This is a genomic window from Chryseobacterium sp. S0630 (assembly GCF_024158915.1).
GTDB lineage: Bacteria > Bacteroidota > Bacteroidia > Flavobacteriales > Weeksellaceae > Chryseobacterium.
On the sequence record NZ_JAMZGF010000050.1, the window covers coordinates 20,021 to 42,146 of the forward strand.

Consider the following 22,126-nt stretch of genomic DNA (forward strand, 5'->3'; position numbering starts at 1 on the left):
TTATGAACCCGATGTTTTTTTGATAAATCATCAGCCATTATATTTTTCACATTAATATAACACATAGTTAGAGCTGTCATGCTGAGCTTGTCGAAGCATCTCCCACTTTAATAATCATAGATTCAAGAGTCTTTTGATTACTACATTGGTTATCATAGTCATAGTTTTCACATTAATAAAACACATAGTATTAGAGCTGTCATGCTGAGCCTGTCGAAGCATCTATCAATTTAATAACCGGAAATTCAAGAATACAAAATACTCAAAGACTATTGCAGCCATAGCCTGTTAAAGCAATCAAATAATTTCCATTTGTGAAACTTTCTCAGTATTTTTACTGAACTTTTTAATTACAACAAAATGATTCAGTATTTAGATAATATTTCGCACAAAGATTCAAAAAACTTTTTCCTTATTGCCGGACCTTGTATTATTGAAGGGGAAGACATGGCATTAAGAATTGCTGAAAAAGTAATCAGTATCACCGATAAATATAATATTCCTTATATTTTCAAAGGAAGTTTCAAAAAAGCGAACAGAAGCCGTGTAGATTCTTTCACAACAATAGGTGAAGAGAAATCTCTTGAAATCCTTAGAAAAGTAGGAGAGACTTTCAATATTCCTACCACAACAGATATTCATGAGAATGAACATGCGGCATTGGCAGCACAATATGTAGATGTTTTACAGATTCCTGCATTTCTTGTTCGTCAGACCGATCTATTGGTGGCTGCAGCACAAACAGGAAAATGTGTGACTTTGAAAAAAGGACAGTTCCTTTCTCCGGAAGCGATGAAGTTTGCCGTTCAGAAAATTACAGATTCCAATAACGAGAAAGTAGCGATTATTGAAAGAGGAAATTCTTTCGGATATACAGATCTGATCGTAGATTACAGAGGAATTCCTACCATGAGAGAATATGCTCCTGTTATTTTGGATGTTACTCACTCTCTGCAACAGCCTAACCAAAGTTCAGGAGTTACAGGAGGAAGACCGGATCTTATTGAAACCGTTGCCAAAGCAGGAATTGCGGTAGGAGCAGACGGAATTTTCATCGAAACGCATCCTACACCGGAAACCGCATTATCTGATGGTGCTAACATGTTAAGATTAGATTTATTAGAAGATTTGTTACAAAAATTGACAAGAATTAGAGAATCGATTTTGTAATTGTTAAAAAAACATTAATTTTAGAAATTCTAAAACATTTCTTTTGAAAAAACTAGTTTTACCGCTAAGCCTTATGGTCCCTGTACTGTTTTTCTCCCAACAAAGGAAAAAAGATACAGCGACTACTAAAGTAACCGATATAGAGGAAGTTGTCTTCCAGAAAAAAGCAACAGGAAGAACCAATGACCTTACCAACGTAAGAATTTCAGCGAAAGAAGCGAAATCAGTAGCTTCTATTAATGGAGGAATTGAAGGATTGCTTAAAACATTACCTTCCGTAAACTCCAACACCGAGCTGTCTTCACAATATATGGTTCGTGGTGGAAACTATGATGAAAACCTTATCTACATTAATGATATTGAAATCTACAGATCTTTCCTGATCAGAAACTCTCAGCAGGAAGGGATGAGTATCATTAACCCGGATATGGTTTCCGCAGTGAATTTTTCTGCAGGAGGATTTGAAGCCAAATATGGTGATAAAATGTCTTCCGCTTTAAATATCTATTACCGTGAGCCTGAAAAATTTGAAGTTTCAGGAGAGGCAAGTTTAATTGGAGGAAGGCTGACAACAGGTCTGGCTTCCAAAAATAAAAAATTTACAGCCTTATTTTCCGGTAGATACAGAAACACCAATCTTGTTCTTAATACCTTAAAAGAAGATACGGATTTTAACCCGACGTACTGGGATTTTCAGTCTTATCTGAATTATCATGTGAGTGATAAATTCACGATGTCATTTATCGGATATTATTCCAAGAATGATTATCAGATGATTCCTAAAGCGAAAAGTGTTACGTTCGGAAGTCTTCAGCAGCCTATCACTGTAAATATTGGCTATGGAGGGCAGGAAAATGACCAGTATAAAAATATGATGGGTACATTTTCCATGAACTATAAGCCTGCAGACAAATGGAAGCTTACCTTGGATGCTTTTGCTTATCAGAACAGAGAAAGAGAGTATTATACCATACAATCAGCTTACGAACTACAGACTTTTGATCCTGTGACCCAGCAGCCTGTAACGTCTTTCGATGTTGGAGGGCAGATAGAACATGCAAGAAACGACTTGTTTGTAAGAACATACGGAACACAGTTCAGAGCAAAATTTTCACCCAATGTCAATACAGACTTTGAGGTTGGATTTAAATATGAAAAAGAAAATCTGAAAGATCTTACCAATGAATGGAAATTGGTAGATTCTGCAGGATACAGCATTCCAAGACCGGAAATCATTGATCCGAGAACCGGAACTACAGGAGATCTTAAGCTTGCTTACTATATTGCCGGACAAAATAATATTGAACCGACCAGACTTTCTGCCTATGCACAGTATTCTCAGAAATTCTATTGGGGAGCCAGTAAAGTATTTGTGAATGCCGGAGTACGTGTAGCCAACTGGAGTTTCAATAAAGAAACTATTTTTTCTCCAAGAGCTCAGTTTGCGATTAAACCGGATTGGGAAAGCGATATGTTGTTTAAAATTTCCGGAGGTATTTACTATCAGTCTCCTTTCTATAAAGAGATTAAAGATCTTGATGGTAATTTTAACTCCAATATAAAATCTCAGCGCTCTATCCAGGTAATTCTTGCCAATGATTACGAGTTCCAGATGTACGACAGACCATTTAAGCTGACTACGGAACTTTATTATAAGAAAATGGATAACCTGATTCCTTATTACATGGATAATGTAAGGATTCGTTATTCCGGGCAGAATAATTCTAAAGGATATGCTTATGGTATTGATACGAGATTATTCGGAGAATTTGTTCCGGGTGTAGATTCTTGGCTATCTGCAAGTTATGCAAGAGTATATGAGAATATTGATGGAAGAGGAGATATTCCGAGACCTACAGATCAGAGGTTGAGGTTTGCGATGTTCTATCAGGATTATATGCCAAGCTTTCCGTCTATGCGTGTAAACCTTACCTTAGTGTATGCGATGGGATTGCCTACGGGAGCTCCTGTAATGTTTAACAGCAACGGACAACCAGATTTTGGTTCAGCTTATAATTATCAGCAGACGCTGCCTTCTTATAAAAGAGTAGACTTAGGATTGACAAAGGTATTTATTGATCCGAAAGAAAAAAATAAGAGATCCGGCTTCTGGGGTAATTTTGAGGAACTTACATTAGGGGTTCAGGTTTTCAATGCATTTAACATCAACAACACTGTTGCTAACCAATGGATCACAGACTATAACAGCAATTATATGTATCCTGTTCCGGTACGTCTTACAGGGCGTTTCTTTAATGTGAAACTGGAATTCAAACTATAGAATTGAGATCAAAAAATAAAATAAAAGCTTCCGAAAATCCGGAAGCTTTTTTGTTTACCCGAATTTTATAACAACATTACCAAATTCTATAACAACGGTTTCAGAGATATTTTTACCTTTGTCTTACTAATGAAAAAGATTCTTGCCATATTGTTTTCTATTTTCTACTTCGGATTTTCTTCCGGAGCAGCTTTTAGCATTCATTATTGTATGAAAGAATTTGTTTCTGTAAGTCAGAAAGCAGATGACATCTGTGCGAAATGTGGTGTTAAGGAAAAAAAAGGATGCTGTAAAACGGAGATCAAAATCGTAAAAGTAGACGATTCACAGAAATCTGATTACCTGAACGTTGATTTCTTAAGTGCAGTTTCAGAGATTCCGGTGAAACATCAGTTTGCCTTCATTGATAAATCTTTTTCTGCAACCAAATTTACTCAAATTCAGATCAATGCACCGCCTGAAGGCCGTCTGATACCTATCTATATCAATCATTGTAATTTTAGAATCTAGAATTTGTCAGTCGTTTCCGGTATAAGCATATACTGCTATGAGCGACATGTTCTGACGCATTTACTGATGCGTAATCCATTATTCTTTATTAAAAATTAATTCTAAAATTTAAAACAATGAAAAAATATATCATCACAGCAGCTTTATCATTATTCTCAATCGTTTCATTATCTGCACAATCTAAAAAGGATGCTCAGGTTTCTAAACTATACCAGAATTATATTGCTATCAAATCAGCGTTAGCTTCAGATGATGCGGATAAAACTTCAAAAGCAGCAACAGAATTCATTAAAACAGCTTCTGTTATTGATTATAAAGTAGTTTCAGAAGGAAACCTTAATGTTCTAAGAAAAGACGCTTCTGCCATTTCCGATGCAAGAACTATTGCCACACAAAGAGAAACTTTTTTAAACCTTTCGGATAATATGATTGCTCTGACCAAGCAGTTCAAGCTTTCTGAAAAACCAGTCTACGTTCAATATTGCCCAATGGCAGACGGAAGCTGGCTAAGCGATGAAAAACAGATCGTTAATCCATATTACGGAAAGTCTATGCTTACATGTGGAAGTGTAAAGTCGGAAATTAAATAATTACCGTACTATTCTTTAAAATAATGAGTTGCATAGCTTGAATTATAATTAACTTTAAGCTATGCTGCTTCTAAAAAAGTTCGAAATATTATGAAAAAGCTGATAATGTTTCTGGTACTTTTGTTCTCTGTATTGACTTTCGCTCAAACTACAAAAAACGTTTATACTTGTCCGATGCACCCTGAAGTGGTGTCTTCTAAACCTGGAGACTGTCCGAAATGCGGAATGACTCTGGAGAAGAAAACTCTTGCCCTAAAGTCAAAAGCAGCGGCAAAACCGGAAACGAAATCTATAACAGAGGTAAAAGTAAAATCCTCAGAAACAAAAATAAATACAACCCATTCTCAAATCACCTATGCATGTCCAATGCATCCGGAAGTTGTTTCAGACAAACCTGGAAAATGTCCTAAATGCGGGATGGAACTTGAGGAAAAAGAAGATCATTCTTCTACAGATAAACCCAAAGAAGAAGGTCCTGTTTTAAAAAGAAACTCTGAAAACGGGAGAATTACTTTTGGAGGGAAAACGGTTCGTTACGACCTCTACGTAAAAGATACTATAGTTAATTTCACAGGAAAAAACAGAAGGGCAATTGCAATCAATGGTAAACTTCAGGCTCCAACACTGTATTTTACGGAAGGAGACACGGCCGAGATCTATCTGCATAATATGCTTAAGGAAAATACAGGACTGCACTGGCACGGTGTGATTCTTCCCAATGAACAGGACGGAGTTCCTTACCTTACCACCAAACCTGTAAAACCTGGAGAAACCCATTTATATAAATTCAGAATCTCTCAAAACGGAACGTACTGGTACCATTCTCATGAAGCACTGCAGGAACAGATAGGAATGAACGGTATTCTGGTTTTCAAAAAAAGAGAAGGAGAACCCAAAACAGAATACAATGCTGATATTCCTGTATTATTGGGAGATTGGAGTGATGATGATCCTATGCAGATTGCAAGAAGACTTCATATGGCCAATACAGACTGGTATGCAGTAAAGAAAAATGCTGTACAGAGTTACTGGGAAGCCATTAAATCCGGAAACTTTGGAACAAAAGCTCTGAATGAATGGAAAAGAATGGAAGCCATGGATGTAAGTGACGTGTATTACGATAAATTCTTAATCAATGGTACACCGAGTTCAGATTATTCTAACTTAAAAGCGGGTGACAAAGTAAGATTGAGAGTCGCGAATGGAGGTTCATCTACCTATTTCTGGCTGAATTATGGTGGAGGAAAGATAAAAGTAGTGGGAAATGACGGAAATGATGTGGTACCAGTAGAAGTTGATCGACTGATTGTAGGAGTTTCAGAAACGTATGATATTGAAGTTACGATTCCTGAAAATAAAAGCTTTGAGTTCAGAGCGACTTCAGAAGACAGAATAGGACATGCTTCCCTTTGGCTGGGCTCCGGTGAAAAGATAGAAGCTCCCAATCTTCCTAGACTGATGCTTTTTGAAGGAATGAAAATGATGAATGGTATGATGGAAATGAGTGGAAATATGAAGCCGATGAATATGACAATGGGAAATCAAATGATGGATATGAATGAAGTGATGTATCCGGAATTGTCTGAAAACCAAAGAAAAACTACAGCGAAGCATATCAATGAGATGATGGGAGTGAAAACCAAAGAAGATAAGAAAGAAGATCATTCTCAACACTCAGAAATGGATATGAAAGAAGAGAAAACAATCAAAAGACTTTCTTACAATATTTTAAAATCTCCCGAAAAAACCATACTTCCTACAGACAGTATACGTGAGATGAAGTTTACACTGGAAGGAAATATGAACCATTATCTGTGGACGCTGGATAATAAAACGGTAACAGAGACGGATAAAATTCTGATCAAAAAAGGAGAAGTTCTTAGAATTAAACTCTATAATAATTCCATGATGCGCCACCCGATGCACCTTCATGGTCATGATTTCAGATTAATCAATTCAAAAGGAGAGTATTCTCCATTGAAAAATGTAGTGGATATCATGCCGATGGAAACTGTAACGATAGAATTTGCAGCCAACCAGGACGGAGATTGGTTCTTCCACTGTCATATTCTTTACCATATGATGGCAGGAATGGGACGAATTTTCAGTTATGAAAACTCAAAACCCAATCCACAGCTTCCGAACAGAAAACTGGCCTGGAAAAACTTTATACAGGATAATAAAATGACCAGTTCTATGGCAATGCTGGATTTAGCAAGCAATAAGATCCACGCAGAAACAATGACGATGTTTGGACCGAGATGGGCTAACCTGAATGAGTTTCATACCAACTGGAATTTTGATCATTTTGAAGGAAGTGCAAAAGTAGGGCGTTTCTTAGGCAAATTTCAATGGGCATTACCTTATGCAGGAATCAGGGTTCAAAAGAATCATGAGATCATGGAGAGACAGATGGCAGAAGATCTCGGAATGGAATTTCACGGGAAAAAGACCTGGTTTGGGCAGCAGAAGGCTTCGAAAAATAGATTTGCATTTATGGTGGGTATGCAGTATGTGTTGCCAATGCTGATTACTGCTGATGCAAGTGTTGATCAAAACGGAAAAGTACTTTTGGAACTTAGCCGTGAAGATATACCACTTTCCAGAAGACTGAGAGGAAACTTTAGCATCAATTCGGACGGCGAGTTTTCTACAGGACTTCGATACATTGTTCAGAAATGGTTATCCCTTTCCGGAAACTATGATAAAGAAATAGGCTGGGGTGCAGGTGTTACTTTAACTTATTAAAATAAAAAACGTCTCATTTGTGAGGCGTTTTTTTTATGGGATAAAAGTTATATCTTTAGCTTTACTTCGGAAATATTATGAAAGAAAAAGTATATAGTGTAGATAATTATTGGGATATGAATGTTCTTGCGGGAATAGCTGATTATGATGGCAAACCTTGTTATTATACAAATATCTTTTCTGAGGCAGAAGATGACTGGACTAATGAATACCTTTTAACACCATTGACAGAAGATATTTTTACTCTTGGTCTTGAAATCTGGAATTATTGGTTGTACTGGCTGAGAACTTATAATCAGACAAAAGTGCCACATCAGGTAGAATATGCAAAGCAAAGAAAAAATCACTCTTTTGACTTTTTAATGAAAGCAGATGTTGACACTGAGGAATGTTTAAAAGCTGAGCAGAATTATCAAAATCACCTTGTTTTTGATCATTATTTGAAAGCTAATCAACCTACTGTGAAGGCAAAGGGAGTATTTAATGGTAAAATAGACGGGACCGATACATTTGTAGAATGGACCAATCATGAAAACCTTTAAACTATTAAAATAATGATAAATCGTCTCAAAATATGGTAGGAGACGATTTATTCTTTAGGGTTATTCCAATTCTATTGGATTATAAGGAATAGGGTTAGATTTAATTGACATTTGACTACCATCTCCATTATAGGCCTTGCCGTGGAAAAAACCAGGATTGTCATAGTAGGATTGCTGAATTTTTCTAAATTTTTCTCTGGTTACTTTGAATATGCTTTTATCATTACGTAGATAAATATCATTTGGTTTCTGATTCACTGCAACTGCTTCAAAATGAAAATATTTTTTATCATCTTCAATTTCAAGTATTAAACCTGGTAATCCACCAAAAACATAAGGACCATTATTAACAGGAATTTTATCTGCATACCATGCTGTATAGCTCCTGCCTCTATAGTTTGTTGTTGCCTTTCTGCACTCATAACCAAGAATATTTTTCTTCTCTCTACTCATAACCCATTTAAAAATAGGAGCTTTTTCTTCGTATTGATACTTCTCTTTAGCTTTGTCTTGTATGATTAAACTATCTGTTAATTTGTTTTTAAAGATAATATTTGTCCATATTTCACGAACTTTAAGTAGTTGGTTAATCTCTTTCCCTCCAATTCTTTCCTGATGGCTAAATTTCTCTGCTATAGAATCCTGTTGAATACCTTTATGATCACTAAATTTAGAATAACTATTCCCTAATTGTAAGATACAAAGTGTTTCCTTTTTGCTTTCAGGAGTATTAATATTATCAGAAAATTTGAGCTGATAATAAATATTTAAATTACTATTTCCATATATTTTTATCTGGTACTTAGGAGCTTGAAGGGTGAAATTATCAGGAAATTTAGTATCCTGTCCTTTAATAAAGCTAAAAAGAGTAATTGAAAGCAAAATTATAAATTTCATTCTATTCGTATTAAAATTAAAAATATAAGACGGATAAATTATCCGTCTTATTGATAATTCGTTTATGCTAAAGGATAAGATGTTCCACACTTTTGTGCATTAAAGTAAATAACATCATCAGTAAAAGCCTCTACATTATCATAATCACTAGTTTCTAAATAATAAACAGCTCCACAAGGAGATGTTACTCGAATCCAGTTATAGAGAGAAGCCTTAGTATTTTTTAACTTCTTGTTATTACTTATTTTTTTCTCAATAGTTACTGCTTTTTTGATTACTTTTTTTTCAGTAATACCTTTTGCACTCATAAGACTTGCTACACTGAAGGCAGCCATGAAGATAATTTTTTTCATCGTTAAATTTTTAATTTTTTTATAAATAATTAAGTTTTCTGATTGCAATCTGAAAACAATTTTATAAACTATTTATTTTATTATCAAATAATAATAGACTTAAATGTTGAATTCTAGTTTTATTGCTTTTTTTATTGTTTGTTTTGAAAAAAAATCAATTAAACATAAAGAAAAAAGTAATGTTATTCTTTTAAGCTGTAAGCTTATTGTTTTAAAAATAAAAAACCACCTCATTTTCACGAGATGGCTTTATATAATTGATGCAAATGCTTTTATTTAGAAGCTCCTGCAGCTTTTTCAGTCTTTGCTGGTGTATAAGTAACTTTCGAAATATCAACTGTCATTTCTTTCAGACGTTTTGCCACATTTTCAGGCATTTCTTTCTGATATCTTCCTCCGATTACTTCTGCAAGGAATTTCTCGGTTTCAGCATACATCGCCATGCTGTTTACAGGTTTACGGAATCCATGGCCTTCATCATCAGCAAGGATATAATTAACCTTTTTACCTTTATCACGAAGAGCGATGACAATCTGATCTGCTTCAGCCTGCTTTACTCTTGGATCATTAGCTCCCTGAACAATCAGTAAAGGTTTGTTGATTTTATCTACACTGAATAATGGGCTTGCATCATGCATACGTTTTTTACCTTCCTCAGTTTTAGGATCACCGACCATACCATAAAGGAAAGCACGTGCAGCTTCCCAGTAAGCAGGAACAGAATCCAGTAACGTAAATAAGTTACTTGGCCCTACGATATCTACTCCCGCAGCATATACATCCGGAGTGAAAGCCAGACCTGCCAGCGTTGCATAGCCACCATAGCTTCCTCCCATAATAACCACTTTGCTTTTATCTGCAATTCCCTGATCGATCAGATATTTTACGCCCCAGGTAATATCATCCTGCATCAGTTTTCCCCATTGAAGATCTCCACCATTCTGGAACTTTTTACCATAACCGCCACTTGCTCTGAAGTTAGGCTGAAGCACAGCATATCCTCTGTTGGCTAAAAATTGTACGGTTGAGTTATATCCCCAATAATCTCTTGGGCCTTTCGGACCTCCGTGAACCAAAACAACAACAGGAACATTCTTGCCGGAAGAACCTACAGGTAAAGTCAGGTAAGCCGGAATTTCAAGTCCGTCACTGCTTTTATAGCTGATAGGGGTCATTGCAGCCAGATATTTTTCTACTTTTTTCAACTCTGTTCTTGGGGTATACTGGAATATCAGCTGTTTGGTCTTTGCATCGAAGAAATAGGCTTCTGAAGCATATTTATCTCCTCCTACAGAAACCAGAAACTTAGAGTAATCATTGGTAGAACTTGCAAAACCAACTTCTCTTCCCGGGAATTTACTTTGCAGGAATTTATAATTCGCTTCCCACGCTTTATCTTTCCAGTAATATTCTGTTTTATCTCCGGTGTAAGAAGTGTAGATCATTTTTCTTGTATTTCTGTCTAAAAACAGTCCTCCAAAATCTACTTTATCTTTAGGATCACTTTCTATTTTTGTAATCTGTTTTGTTTTCGGATCCATCAGGAATAGTGCAGATTTATCCAGATCTCCTTTATTGGTTACCAGATAAAACTTAGAATTGTCTTCGTTCCAGTTGGAGATATAAGCACTTTCCGTTACCAATGTTTCGTAAATAGGAGTCAGTTTATCACCTTCTTTATAAAAAAACTGTGTAGTTCCTTTATCATCCGTTTTGGAAAGAACCCTCAATTTTTCATCCCAGTCAAATTCATAGCTTGTAATACGGTCTGTATTTTCGTAAATCTTTTTCAGTTCTCCTGTAGAAATTTTCAGTGAATATAAATCATGCCATGCTTTATCACGGTTATTCAATCCAATCATCAGCAAGTCAGGATCTTTTCTGCTTGCCAGATAAATACTTGCAGTAACGTCTTTAAGCGGTGTGATATTCCTTGATTCTGGAACTCCTTTTGTTACTTTTGCCATGGGATCTACTGCAAAAATATTCATGTTTTCATCTCCGTTATTATCTTTTACATACAGAATGTATTTTCCGTCTTCTGTCCAGAAATATCCATTCAACGGGCGTTTGCTGTTTGTTAAAGGACGTGCTTTCTCAAAAGGCTCATCAATTTTTTTTACCCAGATATTCATAATCCCCTCATATTCTTTTGTAAAGGAAATCCATTTCCCATCCGGACTTAATTGTCCTCCGGCAATTTCCGGGTTACCAAAGAATAAACCTCTGTCCAGTACCGGGACTTCCTGTGCTCGTGCTGTATGTACTCCTATGAGCAGGAGCAATACATAAAAGATTTTTTTCATGTTTTTAAGTTTTAGTTGTTATTAATAAATTGTTTATGATTTTTAAATTTTTATCGATTCTAACAATAATGACCTACATTTCCAGTTCAATAATTTTTTTTGCCATTTTCTGATTCATACTTTCCGGAATTAAACCTATCAGAAAATTCCGGATTGAATTTCCTTTTTCCCATTGAGAAACCTTTCCGATGGTACGGCTTGTATTAACGATATAATCAACTTTTTTTCTTCTGGTACTTTGAAATTTTTTGAAAATAGCATTGAAATCCTGATGACTTTCCAGCAATTTCCCAATGATATAAGCATCTTCAATGGCCTGGCAGGCACCTTGTCCCATATTGGGAGTTGTAGCGTGGGCTGCATCACCAATCAGACAGAGATTATCAGAATACCATTGAGGAATAGGAGCGAGGTCGGAAATTGTATTACAAATAATATCTTCGTTTGCTGTAGCTTCAATAAGTTGTAAGACCAAAGGATCAAAATCATTAAAAATCTCTGCAATTTCAAGATATCTCCCGAAGCTTTTTTCATTGATACATGCATACCAGTATACTTTTCTATCAGAAATTTTTACAAATCCAAAACGCTTTCCTTTTCCCCACATCTCGAAGGCTTCCTGATGATATTTCTCTGGCAGATCGAAATCTAAAACACCACGCCAGCATTTCTGACCAGAGTTCCGTATGATACCGGTTTTCAGGATCTGATTACGGATAGGAGATTTTATACCGTCTGCTCCAAAAACGATTGTACTTTCAATCTGTTTTCCATTTTCAAAATCTAAAATATAGTTTTCCTCTTTTCTTATTTTTTGCAAGGAATGGTTGAGTTGTACAGAATTTGGGTTTAAATTTTCTGCCAGGATTTTCTGAAGCTCAGCCCGGTGAATCGCAACATTGCAGGAATTGTACTGCGTTTCCAGTTCCAGAATCTCTGTTTTGGAGATGGTCTGTAAAGATTCATTGGCGATAACGATTCTATGAACTTTATTACCTGCATTTTCAATCTTTTCTTTTAAACCTAAACGGTCAAAAACCTGCATGGCATTGACGGCCATCATAATTCCGGCTCCTACAGGTTTTATTTCGGGAGCAGATTCATAGATCGTAAAATCATACTGATGCTGTTTCAGTACATTTCCCAAGGTAAGCCCTCCGATTCCGGCTCCGATGATTGAAATGGTGTTCATAAGGCTTAGTTTTATTTAAAACGTAAAGTGGTTAGTATATCTTTTTATGACAGTCAAATGGTAACTTATAACGTTAAAATATAACTCTCCGATACCTTTTTAAAACCATATCGGCTGAAAAAGTTGTGAGCACCATGATTATTGACTCCGCTTTCCAGCAAAATAAAGCTGATATTCCAGTTTTTAGATTCATGAATGGCTTTCTCCAAAAGGGTACTTCCCAGGGATTGACCTCTCACAGACTGGTCCAGGAGCATATCCTCCAGAATTGCGTATTTTTTAAAAGGACTGTTGATGAGGTTGAAAACCATCATACCAACAATTTCTCCATTTTCATTTTCAGCGATCAGAATATTCAGTTTGGAGTTTCCGTCAGAATTAAAATCAGTGATTAGTTGTTCTGTCAGGATCAGTTCAAGATCAGGATTCCAGTGGTGTGAATCTATGGCCCTTCCTGACATCATTTCGCCATGAGAAATGTAAGCGTCTGTTTTATGGGTAATGAAAAAGTCTACGAGTTCTTTCACTCGGCTTTTATCGGTAAGCCATTGGGTAGTATATTTCATGAGGTGTAATGGTGTTTATTTTAACTTTTTCAATTCTTCCAGAAGTTGATTCTGCTTATTGATAAATTGATTGAAACTATCTGTTTTCAGAGGGTGAGCCTTTTGATATTTTTCAATTTCAGGAAGTGTTTTTCTGATCTTGAAGGCAGCGTATAAGCTGTAAATACTTTGCTTGTTACGATTAATTTTATGCTTAAGATCTTTTATTTTTTGAATCTTTTGATAATATTTATCTGAACTTTCTTCGATGAGCTTAATCATTTCCTTTCTTAAAACCGAATCATTAATAGATTTTGCTTCATTTTTTGCAATCAAATAATAATCTTCTGAATTAGAAATGACGCTGCTATATATACCTTGCATTTTATGAGCATCTTCTTGCATTAAAGATATTTTTTCATCTACTTTCTTAATTTCTTTATCATTTTTGATTTTTTCATCATAGATGCCATTAAATATATCCTGAGTTTTGCTTAGCCGTTTTATAGGAATACTGGATTCTGTGTTCTCAGCTGCTTTTTCTACAATATCATTTTGTGATTTGTTTTCACTGCAGGAAAGTAAAGAAAGAACCACAGCAGAAGCGAAAAGTATTTTTTTCATAGTATGTTTTGTTTTGGTTGAAAATCAGCATCATATCCGAAGCAACTAAAATTAATCATTTCAATTCTAACACAAGTGATTAAAGGATATGATTTTAATTAGTTGAACAAACCTTGAAAAATGTTACATCCATAAAAAAACGGAGCCTGAAACCAGACTCCGCCTATAAAATTTTTACGCTAAAATTATTTACCCAGGTAAGATTTAAGAATCTTGCTTCTGGTATTGTGTTTTAGTCTCTTAATTGCTTTTTCTTTGATCTGACGAACTCTCTCTCTTGTAAGATCAAAAGTTTCACCAATTTCTTCTAAAGTCATTGGGTGTTTTCCGTTCAGTCCGAAGTACAATCTTACTAAATCAGCCTCTCTTGGCGTCAAAGTATTCAATGCTCTTTCAATCTCGATTTGTAGAGATTCAAGCATCAGATCTTTATCAGGACTTGGAGATTCTCCTGAACGTAATACATCATAAAGATTAGAATCTTCACCTTCTACTAAAGGCGCATCCATAGACAGGTGTCTTCCGGAGTTTTTCATAGATTCTTTGATATCTTCCTCGCTCATGTCAAGAACTTCAGCCAATTCTTCCGGAGAAGGTGGTCTTTCATTTTCCTGCTCAAGGTGAGCGTATGCTTTATTGATTTTGTTGATAGAACCAATCTTGTTCAATGGTAGTCTTACAATTCTTGACTGTTCAGCCAATGCCTGTAAGATTGATTGACGGATCCACCATACTGCATAAGAGATAAATTTGAAACCTCTAGTTTCATCGTACCTTTTTGCCGCTTTCATTAATCCTAAGTTACCTTCATTAATCAAATCGGGTAAAGAAAGACCTTGATTTTGGTATTGCTTAGATACAGATACTACGAAACGAAGGTTGGCTTTGATTAATTTCTCAAGTGCGGCTCTGTCACCTGCACGTATTCTTTGTGCCAATTCTACTTCCTCGTCCGCAGTGATCAGTTCCACTTTACCAATTTCCTGCAAATACTTGTCTAATGAAGCAGTTTCCCTGTTGGTAACCTGCTTAGTGATTTTTAATTGTCTCATTTATTTTATCCTCAAAAAAGAGTTACTATAATATATACGTATGAAAAGGTAAAAAGGTTACACAAGGTTCAATATTTTTTGTACAATATATAAAGTAAAACGCATTAATGTATATTGGATAGGGTTTAATTTACTGATATTGAGTATTTTATGCTTTTTCTTGTTTTAAAAATAAAATTTAAATTAATAATCAAAACCCTGGCATTCATTCGAAAATCCTGTAAATTCCTTAAACCTTGAACTTTGAACAAAAAAAAACGAAACCGAAGTCCCGTTTTTATCTCTAAGAGTTATATTTTAAATTGTATTGGGTTAACAACCCGCAACTCGCAACTCGAAAGTCTACTTAGAAAAGCTCATTCAATACTTTTGCCAGTCTCAATCCTCCGTACAACAACTGTCTTTCCATTGTTTCGTTGAACTTGTACTGATAGTCGTAAGATAGCTTAGAATCGTTTGGAGTCTGTGCATAGATCTTGTTGGCGATTTTATGAGAATCATACAACCAGTCTTCCAGTGTTCCGGATTGGATCTGTGCTACTTCTTCTTTAGATTTGATATCTAAAAGCTTGGAATATTCAGTGTAGCTGTATTTTTGAGAATCTACTAATTTCCCATCCCAAACAGAGTGTAAATTGGTTTTTTCCCCGAAATAGGTAACATTTATTTTGTTCCCACCCAAATCTTCAGCTCTTCCTACGTGAAGTGGCTGTGCAAGGTCTCCCATAATGTGGATAAGGAAGATTAAAGCAATTTTTCTGTCTTTTTCAGAAGTGTTTTTGTCTTTGATCTGGCTGGACAATATATTTACCTGAGTATAAAGGCTTGGTCCTGCCTGTGCTTTTAGGTTTTGTTCAAAAGCTTTAAAATCAGTCATCGGATCAATGTTTACATAATGCCATGCTGAAGCCTGCTTCCATGCACCTGTAGTGTCAGATTTGATAAAATCCGGCCAGTTCGCCCAATAAGCCAGACGCTCTTTTCCCATGATTTTTTTAATCTCTCTTCTTGCTTTGCGGGAAAGGTGGTTTTGTGCAATGTCTGCAATCACTCTGTGTCCCGTTAATCCCCACGCATAAGAATAAAGTGAAGAGGCCATGAATGCTAAAATCAGAATTTTAGAATAAATACTTTTCATTTTAAATAACAATTTTCAGTCTGCAAAGATACGGCCCACTTTCGGAATGAGCATACATAATCCTGAATTTATTCCATAAGATGGTGTTAATAAAATTTAATGTAAATAAATGCATAATAATCTTAGGTTTGAAAAGAATAGAAAGCATTGAAGATAAAGGCATAAAACTCTTCATATTCTATATAGACCTAAATTTAAACCTTACCCCTGAACTTTAAACTTTAAGCCTTGAACCTTGAACCTTGAACCTCACACTCTAAACAATTGGTTCTGAATAGTTAATTTTAAATTCTAAAAAACAAATAAATAGGCTATTTACCGTATTTTCACGGAATTTGTAGAAAATTATTCCTATTAATGTCAATAAATTACTACTTTTAAAATAAAATTGTTGTAAAAATATTTTTTCAAACTTATGAGATATATTATCTTTACAAGTCATAATCAGAGGAAACACTATGTATGAGAATAATATTGTAGATATGCATTACAATAAGCTGCAGACAGACTTTAAGGCTGAAGCTGTGGCTGTAAACCTCTTGAAATACCACCGTGCGGTAAGCAATATATTCATTGAGCGTGTCGGCGTGAACGACCGTGCTTACCTGAAGGATATTAAAAGTATTTCAAGCAGTTATTTAGGATTTGATGAGGAAGTCTTTACCATAGAGAGCTACAGAGAAGGTATTTACGACTATCTTCCGGAAGGATTATTTCATCCGCCATCTCTCGGAGCTTCCAGAAAGAATGTAGATACTGTGGTAAGGGAAATCCGGAAACAGAAAAGGGTAGAAGATGATGCCCGCAAGTTTTTCCGACCTTTTGAGCTGGAAGTATTCTTTACGGAAATCAGTGCTTTGCTTAAAGAATCAGAATTTGATATCACCAGCAGTACAGATTCTTTACTGGACACAGTAAGTGAGCTTTGGCCTATGATCAAAATGCTGGACAAGCAGAGTGCCTATATTTTTATGCATATTTTACCATTTTTCCATCAGATCAGAGGAGACAAAAGATGGTTTGAAAGATGCATGACTGCTTTTCTGCAGGTACCGGTACAAGTTACTTTTTCCCCTAATATTATTGACGGAATTGAGAAAAATGACAATTCCATGTTATTGGGAAATTCGAGATTGGGAGTCACCTATATTCCAAGCGGACCTCATATGGATGGACAGCGAAACTGGGTGGTGAACATTGGACCTATTCCTTATGGGGATATGAAGAAGTATATTCCTGGAAGTCCTTTCAGAAATGTGCTTCAGGCACTGTATGATTATTTTCTTCCTGTAACAGTAGATGTGGAAGAGAATTTTGTCACAGAAAAAGAGGAATATTCATTCAGTCTTGAAGACGATGAAAGAAATGCCAGCCGCCTTGGATACTCTACATTCCTCTAAATTATTTTATTATATTTACAGCTACCAACAAAGTATAAATTCGAAAAGAAACAAATGGAAATTTCTTCAGTAAAAGGTATTTTTTTAAGGTATATCTTAATGCCTTTAATCGCAATTATTATGATGGTTATACTCGGTGTAATCAGGAGAAATAAACCTGCGATCAAAATTAAAGTAATTATTATATACGTACTGCTTTGCAGCTTATGTCTGGCTATCCCGGGTGTTTTTGGATTTGCGGGAAACCTTTTTAATCCGTACTGGTATCTTATTGCACAGGTTATTTATCTTATTTTTGGGATTATTCATGTAAACCTGTTACATAAATATTTCAAAAAGCATATTGATTCTCTGGCAATGAGTATTCTGTTTGAGTCTATTCTTTCATTAACATGTATGGCTTTGGGCGGATATCTTTTTACTTTAATCTTTAACTGGATGAGTAAGGGTACCGGATATGCTGTGATGGCAGCGACAAGTATGGTAATCTTTGTGGTTCCGATGGTATTTTATTACTGCTATATCCAGTTTATCAGTATTCCTTTTGATATTTATAAAACATGGAGATATTCACCGGAGCAGAAACTGCCTGATTTTGAAGGTGCAGATTTTGACAGATTAATGGTACTGAATGTTGAACTGAGCAAAAAATTAGAAGATACCAACCGTTTCAGAATTAAAGCAAAAACGCTTCCTACAGGAGTTACTTTCGGAGATTGGTTCTACAGGGTAGTGGATGATTACAACCACAAAAATCCGGGTTCCATTATTCACCTTTCAGATGAAGGAAATGAACCTTATTACTGGATCTTTTACACTAAAAAATCGTTTTTCAGCTTTAGAAAATATATAGATTTCGACCACGACATTACGACAAATAACATTTCTGAAAATGAAGTGGTGATTTGTAAGAGAGTTATTCAGCATGAAGAGGAGGGAGTCACAAGAAAATCATAAACACAAAAAATTAAAAAGTATTAAACATGATACAGCCTATTAAACATTTTGCAATCAATTGGGTGGATGGGATGAAAGTTTCCCAGAGGCACCTTAATGATCAGGATAATTTCTTAATTGATACCATCAGAGATTCCAATTCCCTTGGAATTACTACATATAACTACGGGCTTTTACCTATTTCCAACGAATTTACAGACCGTACCATTTTTGATGTTCACAACACAGCAACCAATGATGTACAGCTTGTAATCAAGCGTTGCAGCGCTGTGACAATGGCAGGATACCGTATTGAACTTACAGACAGACGAATCAGCGTGAAATCATTGGCAAAATCAATGAACGAAGAGCAGGCTGATGGGGAATATTATATTTTGATCTCTGTAAATCCTTTTGATAAAGTACCTTTTGGAGATATTGATCCTGAGGAAATTCCGCCACGCCATCCAAGTGCACAGCCGAATCACCATATTGAACTTCTTCCTGTAACGTCTTTAAACAGCAGCTATTCAGGTGGAAATTATCTTATCATCGGTAAGGTAGATTTAAAAGGAAATATTGCTCAGGTGGATTCCAATTTTATTCCGCCTTGTACTTCCGTACAGAGTCATCCGGCTTTGGTAGATTATTACAGCAGTTATGCGAAATCTATCGGAAATCTTCAGCAGTATGCTTTTAAAATCATTCAGAAAGCATCTCATAAAAATCAGAATACAGCATTAGCACAAAACGTTAAGTTCTTGTGTACTACTATGGTGAATACTTTTGGAGATATGTATTTCCAGTTCAGAAATATTACGCCTTGGCAGCCACCTGTATTTTTAATTGAGTCTTTTGCGAGACTGGCGCTTCATTTATACAATTCAACCCAGCTTCTTGTTCCTGCAGAATTGGAGGAAATGCTGAACTACAGTTTGGAATGGAGTGAGATTGCCCCTCATACTTTACTCAACCAGTTGTCTATTGTAGCAGAAACGAATTACGATCACCATAATTGTGGTGAACCCCTGCTTTATATTCAACAGATGCTGAGAAGCCTTGAAATTATCTTCTCTAAACTGAGCGAGCTTGATTATATCGGTCAGAGAAAAGAAAATATCATCGTTAATGAGCAGGAAGTTTCCACGAACACAAACCCAAAAAGAGGTTGGAGTGTTTTAGATTAAAATCACTTGTTAAAAATAGAGTCCCGGATGAAAATTCGGGATTTTTTATAGACCTATTTAGAAAAAATTAAAAGTAAATTTGTTGTAAGGATTGATAAAATGAATTTAGAGGTTATAAGACAGGATACTCCGGGATGTTCGGATAAGATATTTTTAAACAGTGCAGGGGCTTCATTAATGCCTAAATCTGTTGTGGAGACTACCATTAAGTTTTTATATGAAGAACAGGAACTGGGAGGATATGCAGCGGCGGTTCAAAACCCAGGTATCATCAATCAGTTTTATGAAGAGACTGCAAAATTGATTAATACAAAACCTTCCCATATTGCATTTGTAAGCAGTTCTACAGATGGATATGCAAAAGCTTTATCCAGTATTGATTTTAAAGAAGGAGATTGTATCATTACCACCAATGATGATTATATATCCAATCAGATTGCTTTTATTTCTTTGCAGAAAAGATATCAGATCGAAATCATCCGGGTTGCCAACCTTCCTGACCATGAATTGGATCTTGAAGATTTTGAAAATCTGATCAAAAAGCATAATCCCAAATTAATTGCTGTTACTCATATTCCAACTAATTCCGGGTTAATTCAGAATGTAGAAGGAGTAGGGAAGTTATGCAAACAATATGATGTTTTGTATCTTGTGGATGCTTGTCAGTCTGTAGGACAGATCGTGGTGGATGTAGAAAAAATCCATTGTGATTTTCTGACGGCAACCGGAAGGAAATTTATGCGTGGACCTAGAGGAACTGGATTTTTATACGTTTCAGATAAAGTATTAAACCAGAAAATGTATCCTCTGTTTTTAGATAGTTTTGGTGCTCAATGGACATCATTTGATGATTTTCAGCTCAATGATACTGCTAAAAGATTTGAACTTTTTGAAAGACCTTATGCTGCTTTAGCTGGATTTGCAGAGGCTTTACGCTATGCCAATGCGATTGGAATGGATCAAATTGAGAATTACAACCGGAAATTGACCGATACTTTAAGAATTAATCTGCAGAATAATGGTTTCAGAGTTCTGGATAAAGGAAACAGGTTGAGCAGTATTGTGACTTTTTGCCAGGCAGATGGAAAGGTTGAAAAGATTCATAAAGCTTTGAGTGATCATAACGTATTTTTTAAGGAAAACCGCAGACAGGATGCCTTAATAGATTTTACCTCTAAAAATGTAGATCATGCGATCCGTTTATCCCCTCATTACTTCAATACGATGGAAGAAATTGAAAAAGTATCACAACTTTTGGAAAATATACACCATTAAAATGATGGTTTAAAATTTGAAGAGCCCTGGCATTCGCCAGGGCTCTTCAAATTTTATTTTTTGTTCAGAAGATCAAGCGTATGTTCTACGTGTCCGCCTCCTTTCCATTCATCGTGTCCAGGAATAATCAGGGTTGCCTGTGAATATTTGTTTTTCAGTTTTGTCATGGTTTGCGGCCATTGGGCAACGTTGGCTTCTCCAGTATAGCCAAGATCAACGGCTGCTTTGCTTTTTACAAGACATCCTCCATCAAGTATTTTATATTTTGGAAACCAAACCACTACATTATCAGCAGTATGTCCTTCCCCAAGAAAGTCTACTATGAATTCTTCTCCACCAATGCGGTAAGGTTTTCCTGTTTTAATAAGTTCTGTAGAAGTTGCTTTTCCATCTTTCTTCAAAAGTTCATTGGTTTTCGCTGTAGCGTAGGTTTTGATACTTTTCTTATTATAAAAGCTTAAATCTCCGGCTCTGTCTTCATGTGAATGCGTTGCAAATACAGCTATCACAGGAAGGTTATGACGTTTTTGAATGGTATCCAAAAGACTTTGATACTGTGTTTTCTGCCAGGGAACATCAAACAAAACAACTCCTTTTTTGGTCACCAGATAAACGGCATTGGTGGAATATTCTTTACCTCCGAATACTCCGAAAGTTTTATAAATATAAAAATTGGGTTGAATCTGTGGTTCAATGACAAAGTCTCTTACCTGAGTGGTTTGAGCATTTGCCAATGGGCTTAGCAACATCGAAATAATAAAAAACGGAATGCTTTTTTTCATAATTTTTTACAGTAATAATTAAAGGTTGGTATTTGTCGGAAAGACAATGCCTGTAGAATGTTTTGCAAACCTAGTTAAAAATATACTTTCGGCTATTTTAAAAAGGGGAGTTTAACCGTTTTTTAACGATTAAGAGGAGTAACCTTTTTGAAATGGAGACAGTATACCCGCTGAAGTAATGCTGAAAGACACTCCGATAAAAACTGCGGTCAATAAAAATGGTGCGTATACGACCAGAAATCTGGCTTTAGGATTAAGGTGTTTTTTTGTAAGATGACAAACCTAACAGGTTTTTAAAACCTGTTAGGTTTATTTGAAGTAGACCATTAAGCAAAGTTTCGCTATAGTCTTACAATCAGAGTGCTTTATGTTAACTATACTTTTTCTTTTTTGAAAATGAAGACAGTATACCCGCTGAAGTAATACTGGAAGACACTCCGATAAAAACTGCGGTCAATAAAAATGGTGCGTATACGACCAGAAATCTGGCTTCAGGATTAAGGTGTTTTTTGTAAGATGACAAAGAAGCCGTCTCACAACTGAGGCGGTTTTTCTTGTTAAAAAGTAAATAATTTTTATATATTTTGATTTGTTTTTT

20 protein-coding genes are annotated in these 22,126 nt (G+C 35.6%); 10 read left to right on the forward strand and 10 right to left on the reverse strand.

What is annotated here, in order from left to right:
• Positions 1-360: 360 nt before the first annotated feature.
• The 6 genes from kdsA (at position 361) to NK356_RS18360 (ending at position 7,841) form a co-directional block, all read left to right on the forward strand.
• A complete protein-coding gene (kdsA, locus tag NK356_RS18335; RefSeq protein ID WP_034697782.1) occupies positions 361-1,170 on the forward strand; it encodes a 3-deoxy-8-phosphooctulonate synthase in 810 nt (269 codons plus the stop codon).
• Positions 1,171-1,213: 43 nt separating this feature from the next.
• A complete protein-coding gene (locus tag NK356_RS18340; RefSeq protein WP_253317673.1) occupies positions 1,214-3,451 on the forward strand; it encodes a TonB-dependent siderophore receptor in 2,238 nt (745 codons plus the stop codon).
• Between the two features lie 129 nt (positions 3,452-3,580).
• On the forward strand, positions 3,581-3,961 hold the full coding sequence (locus NK356_RS18345) for a hypothetical protein (RefSeq protein WP_253317674.1): 381 nt from the start codon (positions 3,581-3,583) through the stop codon (positions 3,959-3,961).
• A gap of 116 nt (positions 3,962-4,077) precedes the next feature.
• On the forward strand, positions 4,078-4,551 hold the full coding sequence (locus NK356_RS18350) for a DUF3347 domain-containing protein (protein WP_034697788.1): 474 nt from the start codon (positions 4,078-4,080) through the stop codon (positions 4,549-4,551).
• 90 nt (positions 4,552-4,641) lie between these two features.
• Positions 4,642-7,299 (forward strand): multicopper oxidase domain-containing protein, encoded by a 2,658-nt coding sequence (locus NK356_RS18355; protein WP_253317675.1) that lies wholly within the window; start codon positions 4,642-4,644, stop codon positions 7,297-7,299.
• Between the two features lie 77 nt (positions 7,300-7,376).
• The gene (locus tag NK356_RS18360) at positions 7,377-7,841 is read left to right on the forward strand and encodes a hypothetical protein (RefSeq protein ID WP_034697794.1); all 465 of its coding nucleotides are present in this window, start codon (positions 7,377-7,379) and stop codon (positions 7,839-7,841) included.
• A gap of 60 nt (positions 7,842-7,901) precedes the next feature.
• Here NK356_RS18360 and NK356_RS18365 read toward each other — a convergent pair whose 3' ends face one another.
• The 8 genes from NK356_RS18365 to NK356_RS18400 form a co-directional block, all read right to left on the reverse strand.
• Positions 7,902-8,738, reverse strand: coding sequence for a GLPGLI family protein (locus NK356_RS18365; protein ID WP_034697796.1), 837 nt, complete (start codon positions 8,736-8,738; stop codon positions 7,902-7,904).
• Between the two features lie 62 nt (positions 8,739-8,800).
• Positions 8,801-9,091, reverse strand: a complete 291-nt coding sequence (locus NK356_RS18370; RefSeq protein ID WP_034697798.1) for a hypothetical protein — start codon at positions 9,089-9,091, stop codon at positions 8,801-8,803.
• Positions 9,092-9,363: 272 nt separating this feature from the next.
• Complete coding sequence (locus NK356_RS18375; RefSeq protein ID WP_253317676.1) at positions 9,364-11,397, reverse strand: alpha/beta fold hydrolase; 2,034 nt, start codon at positions 11,395-11,397, stop codon at positions 9,364-9,366.
• Positions 11,398-11,470: 73 nt separating this feature from the next.
• On the reverse strand, positions 11,471-12,589 hold the full coding sequence (locus tag NK356_RS18380) for an FAD-dependent monooxygenase (protein WP_253317677.1): 1,119 nt from the start codon (positions 12,587-12,589) through the stop codon (positions 11,471-11,473).
• A 65-nt stretch (positions 12,590-12,654) separates the two neighbouring features.
• Positions 12,655-13,155 carry a GNAT family N-acetyltransferase gene (locus tag NK356_RS18385; RefSeq protein WP_034697807.1) on the reverse strand — a complete coding sequence of 167 codons (501 nt, stop codon included), beginning with the start codon at positions 13,153-13,155 and terminating at the stop codon, positions 12,655-12,657.
• Positions 13,156-13,170: 15 nt separating this feature from the next.
• On the reverse strand, positions 13,171-13,758 hold the full coding sequence (locus NK356_RS18390) for a hypothetical protein (RefSeq protein ID WP_253317678.1): 588 nt from the start codon (positions 13,756-13,758) through the stop codon (positions 13,171-13,173).
• 185 nt (positions 13,759-13,943) lie between these two features.
• Positions 13,944-14,810, reverse strand: coding sequence for an RNA polymerase sigma factor RpoD/SigA (locus NK356_RS18395; RefSeq protein WP_002979276.1), 867 nt, complete (start codon positions 14,808-14,810; stop codon positions 13,944-13,946).
• A 346-nt stretch (positions 14,811-15,156) separates the two neighbouring features.
• Complete coding sequence (locus tag NK356_RS18400; protein WP_253317679.1) at positions 15,157-15,948, reverse strand: S1/P1 nuclease; 792 nt, start codon at positions 15,946-15,948, stop codon at positions 15,157-15,159.
• 458 nt (positions 15,949-16,406) lie between these two features.
• Between NK356_RS18400 and NK356_RS18405 the strand changes: the two genes are divergently transcribed.
• The 4 genes from NK356_RS18405 to NK356_RS18420 all read left to right on the forward strand — a co-directional run bounded on the left by NK356_RS18405 (position 16,407) and on the right by NK356_RS18420 (position 20,746).
• A complete protein-coding gene (locus NK356_RS18405; RefSeq protein ID WP_253317680.1) occupies positions 16,407-17,348 on the forward strand; it encodes a type VI secretion system baseplate subunit TssG in 942 nt (313 codons plus the stop codon).
• Positions 17,349-17,402: 54 nt separating this feature from the next.
• A complete protein-coding gene (locus NK356_RS18410) occupies positions 17,403-18,305 on the forward strand; it encodes a TssN family type VI secretion system protein (RefSeq protein WP_034697817.1) in 903 nt (300 codons plus the stop codon).
• Positions 18,306-18,331: 26 nt separating this feature from the next.
• On the forward strand, positions 18,332-19,471 hold the full coding sequence (locus tag NK356_RS18415; RefSeq protein ID WP_034697821.1) for a hypothetical protein: 1,140 nt from the start codon (positions 18,332-18,334) through the stop codon (positions 19,469-19,471).
• Positions 19,472-19,570: 99 nt separating this feature from the next.
• Entirely contained in the window at positions 19,571-20,746 is a 1,176-nt protein-coding gene (locus NK356_RS18420; RefSeq protein WP_253317681.1) for an aminotransferase class V-fold PLP-dependent enzyme, read from the forward strand.
• Between the two features lie 53 nt (positions 20,747-20,799).
• Here the strand turns inward: NK356_RS18420 and blaIND are convergent, their stop codons facing one another.
• Positions 20,800-21,528, reverse strand: coding sequence for an IND family subclass B1 metallo-beta-lactamase (blaIND, locus tag NK356_RS18425; protein ID WP_253317682.1), 729 nt, complete (start codon positions 21,526-21,528; stop codon positions 20,800-20,802).
• 370 nt (positions 21,529-21,898) lie between these two features.
• The coding region (locus NK356_RS18430) for a hypothetical protein (RefSeq protein WP_253317683.1) at positions 21,899-22,126 on the reverse strand (228 nt) is incomplete at its 5' end.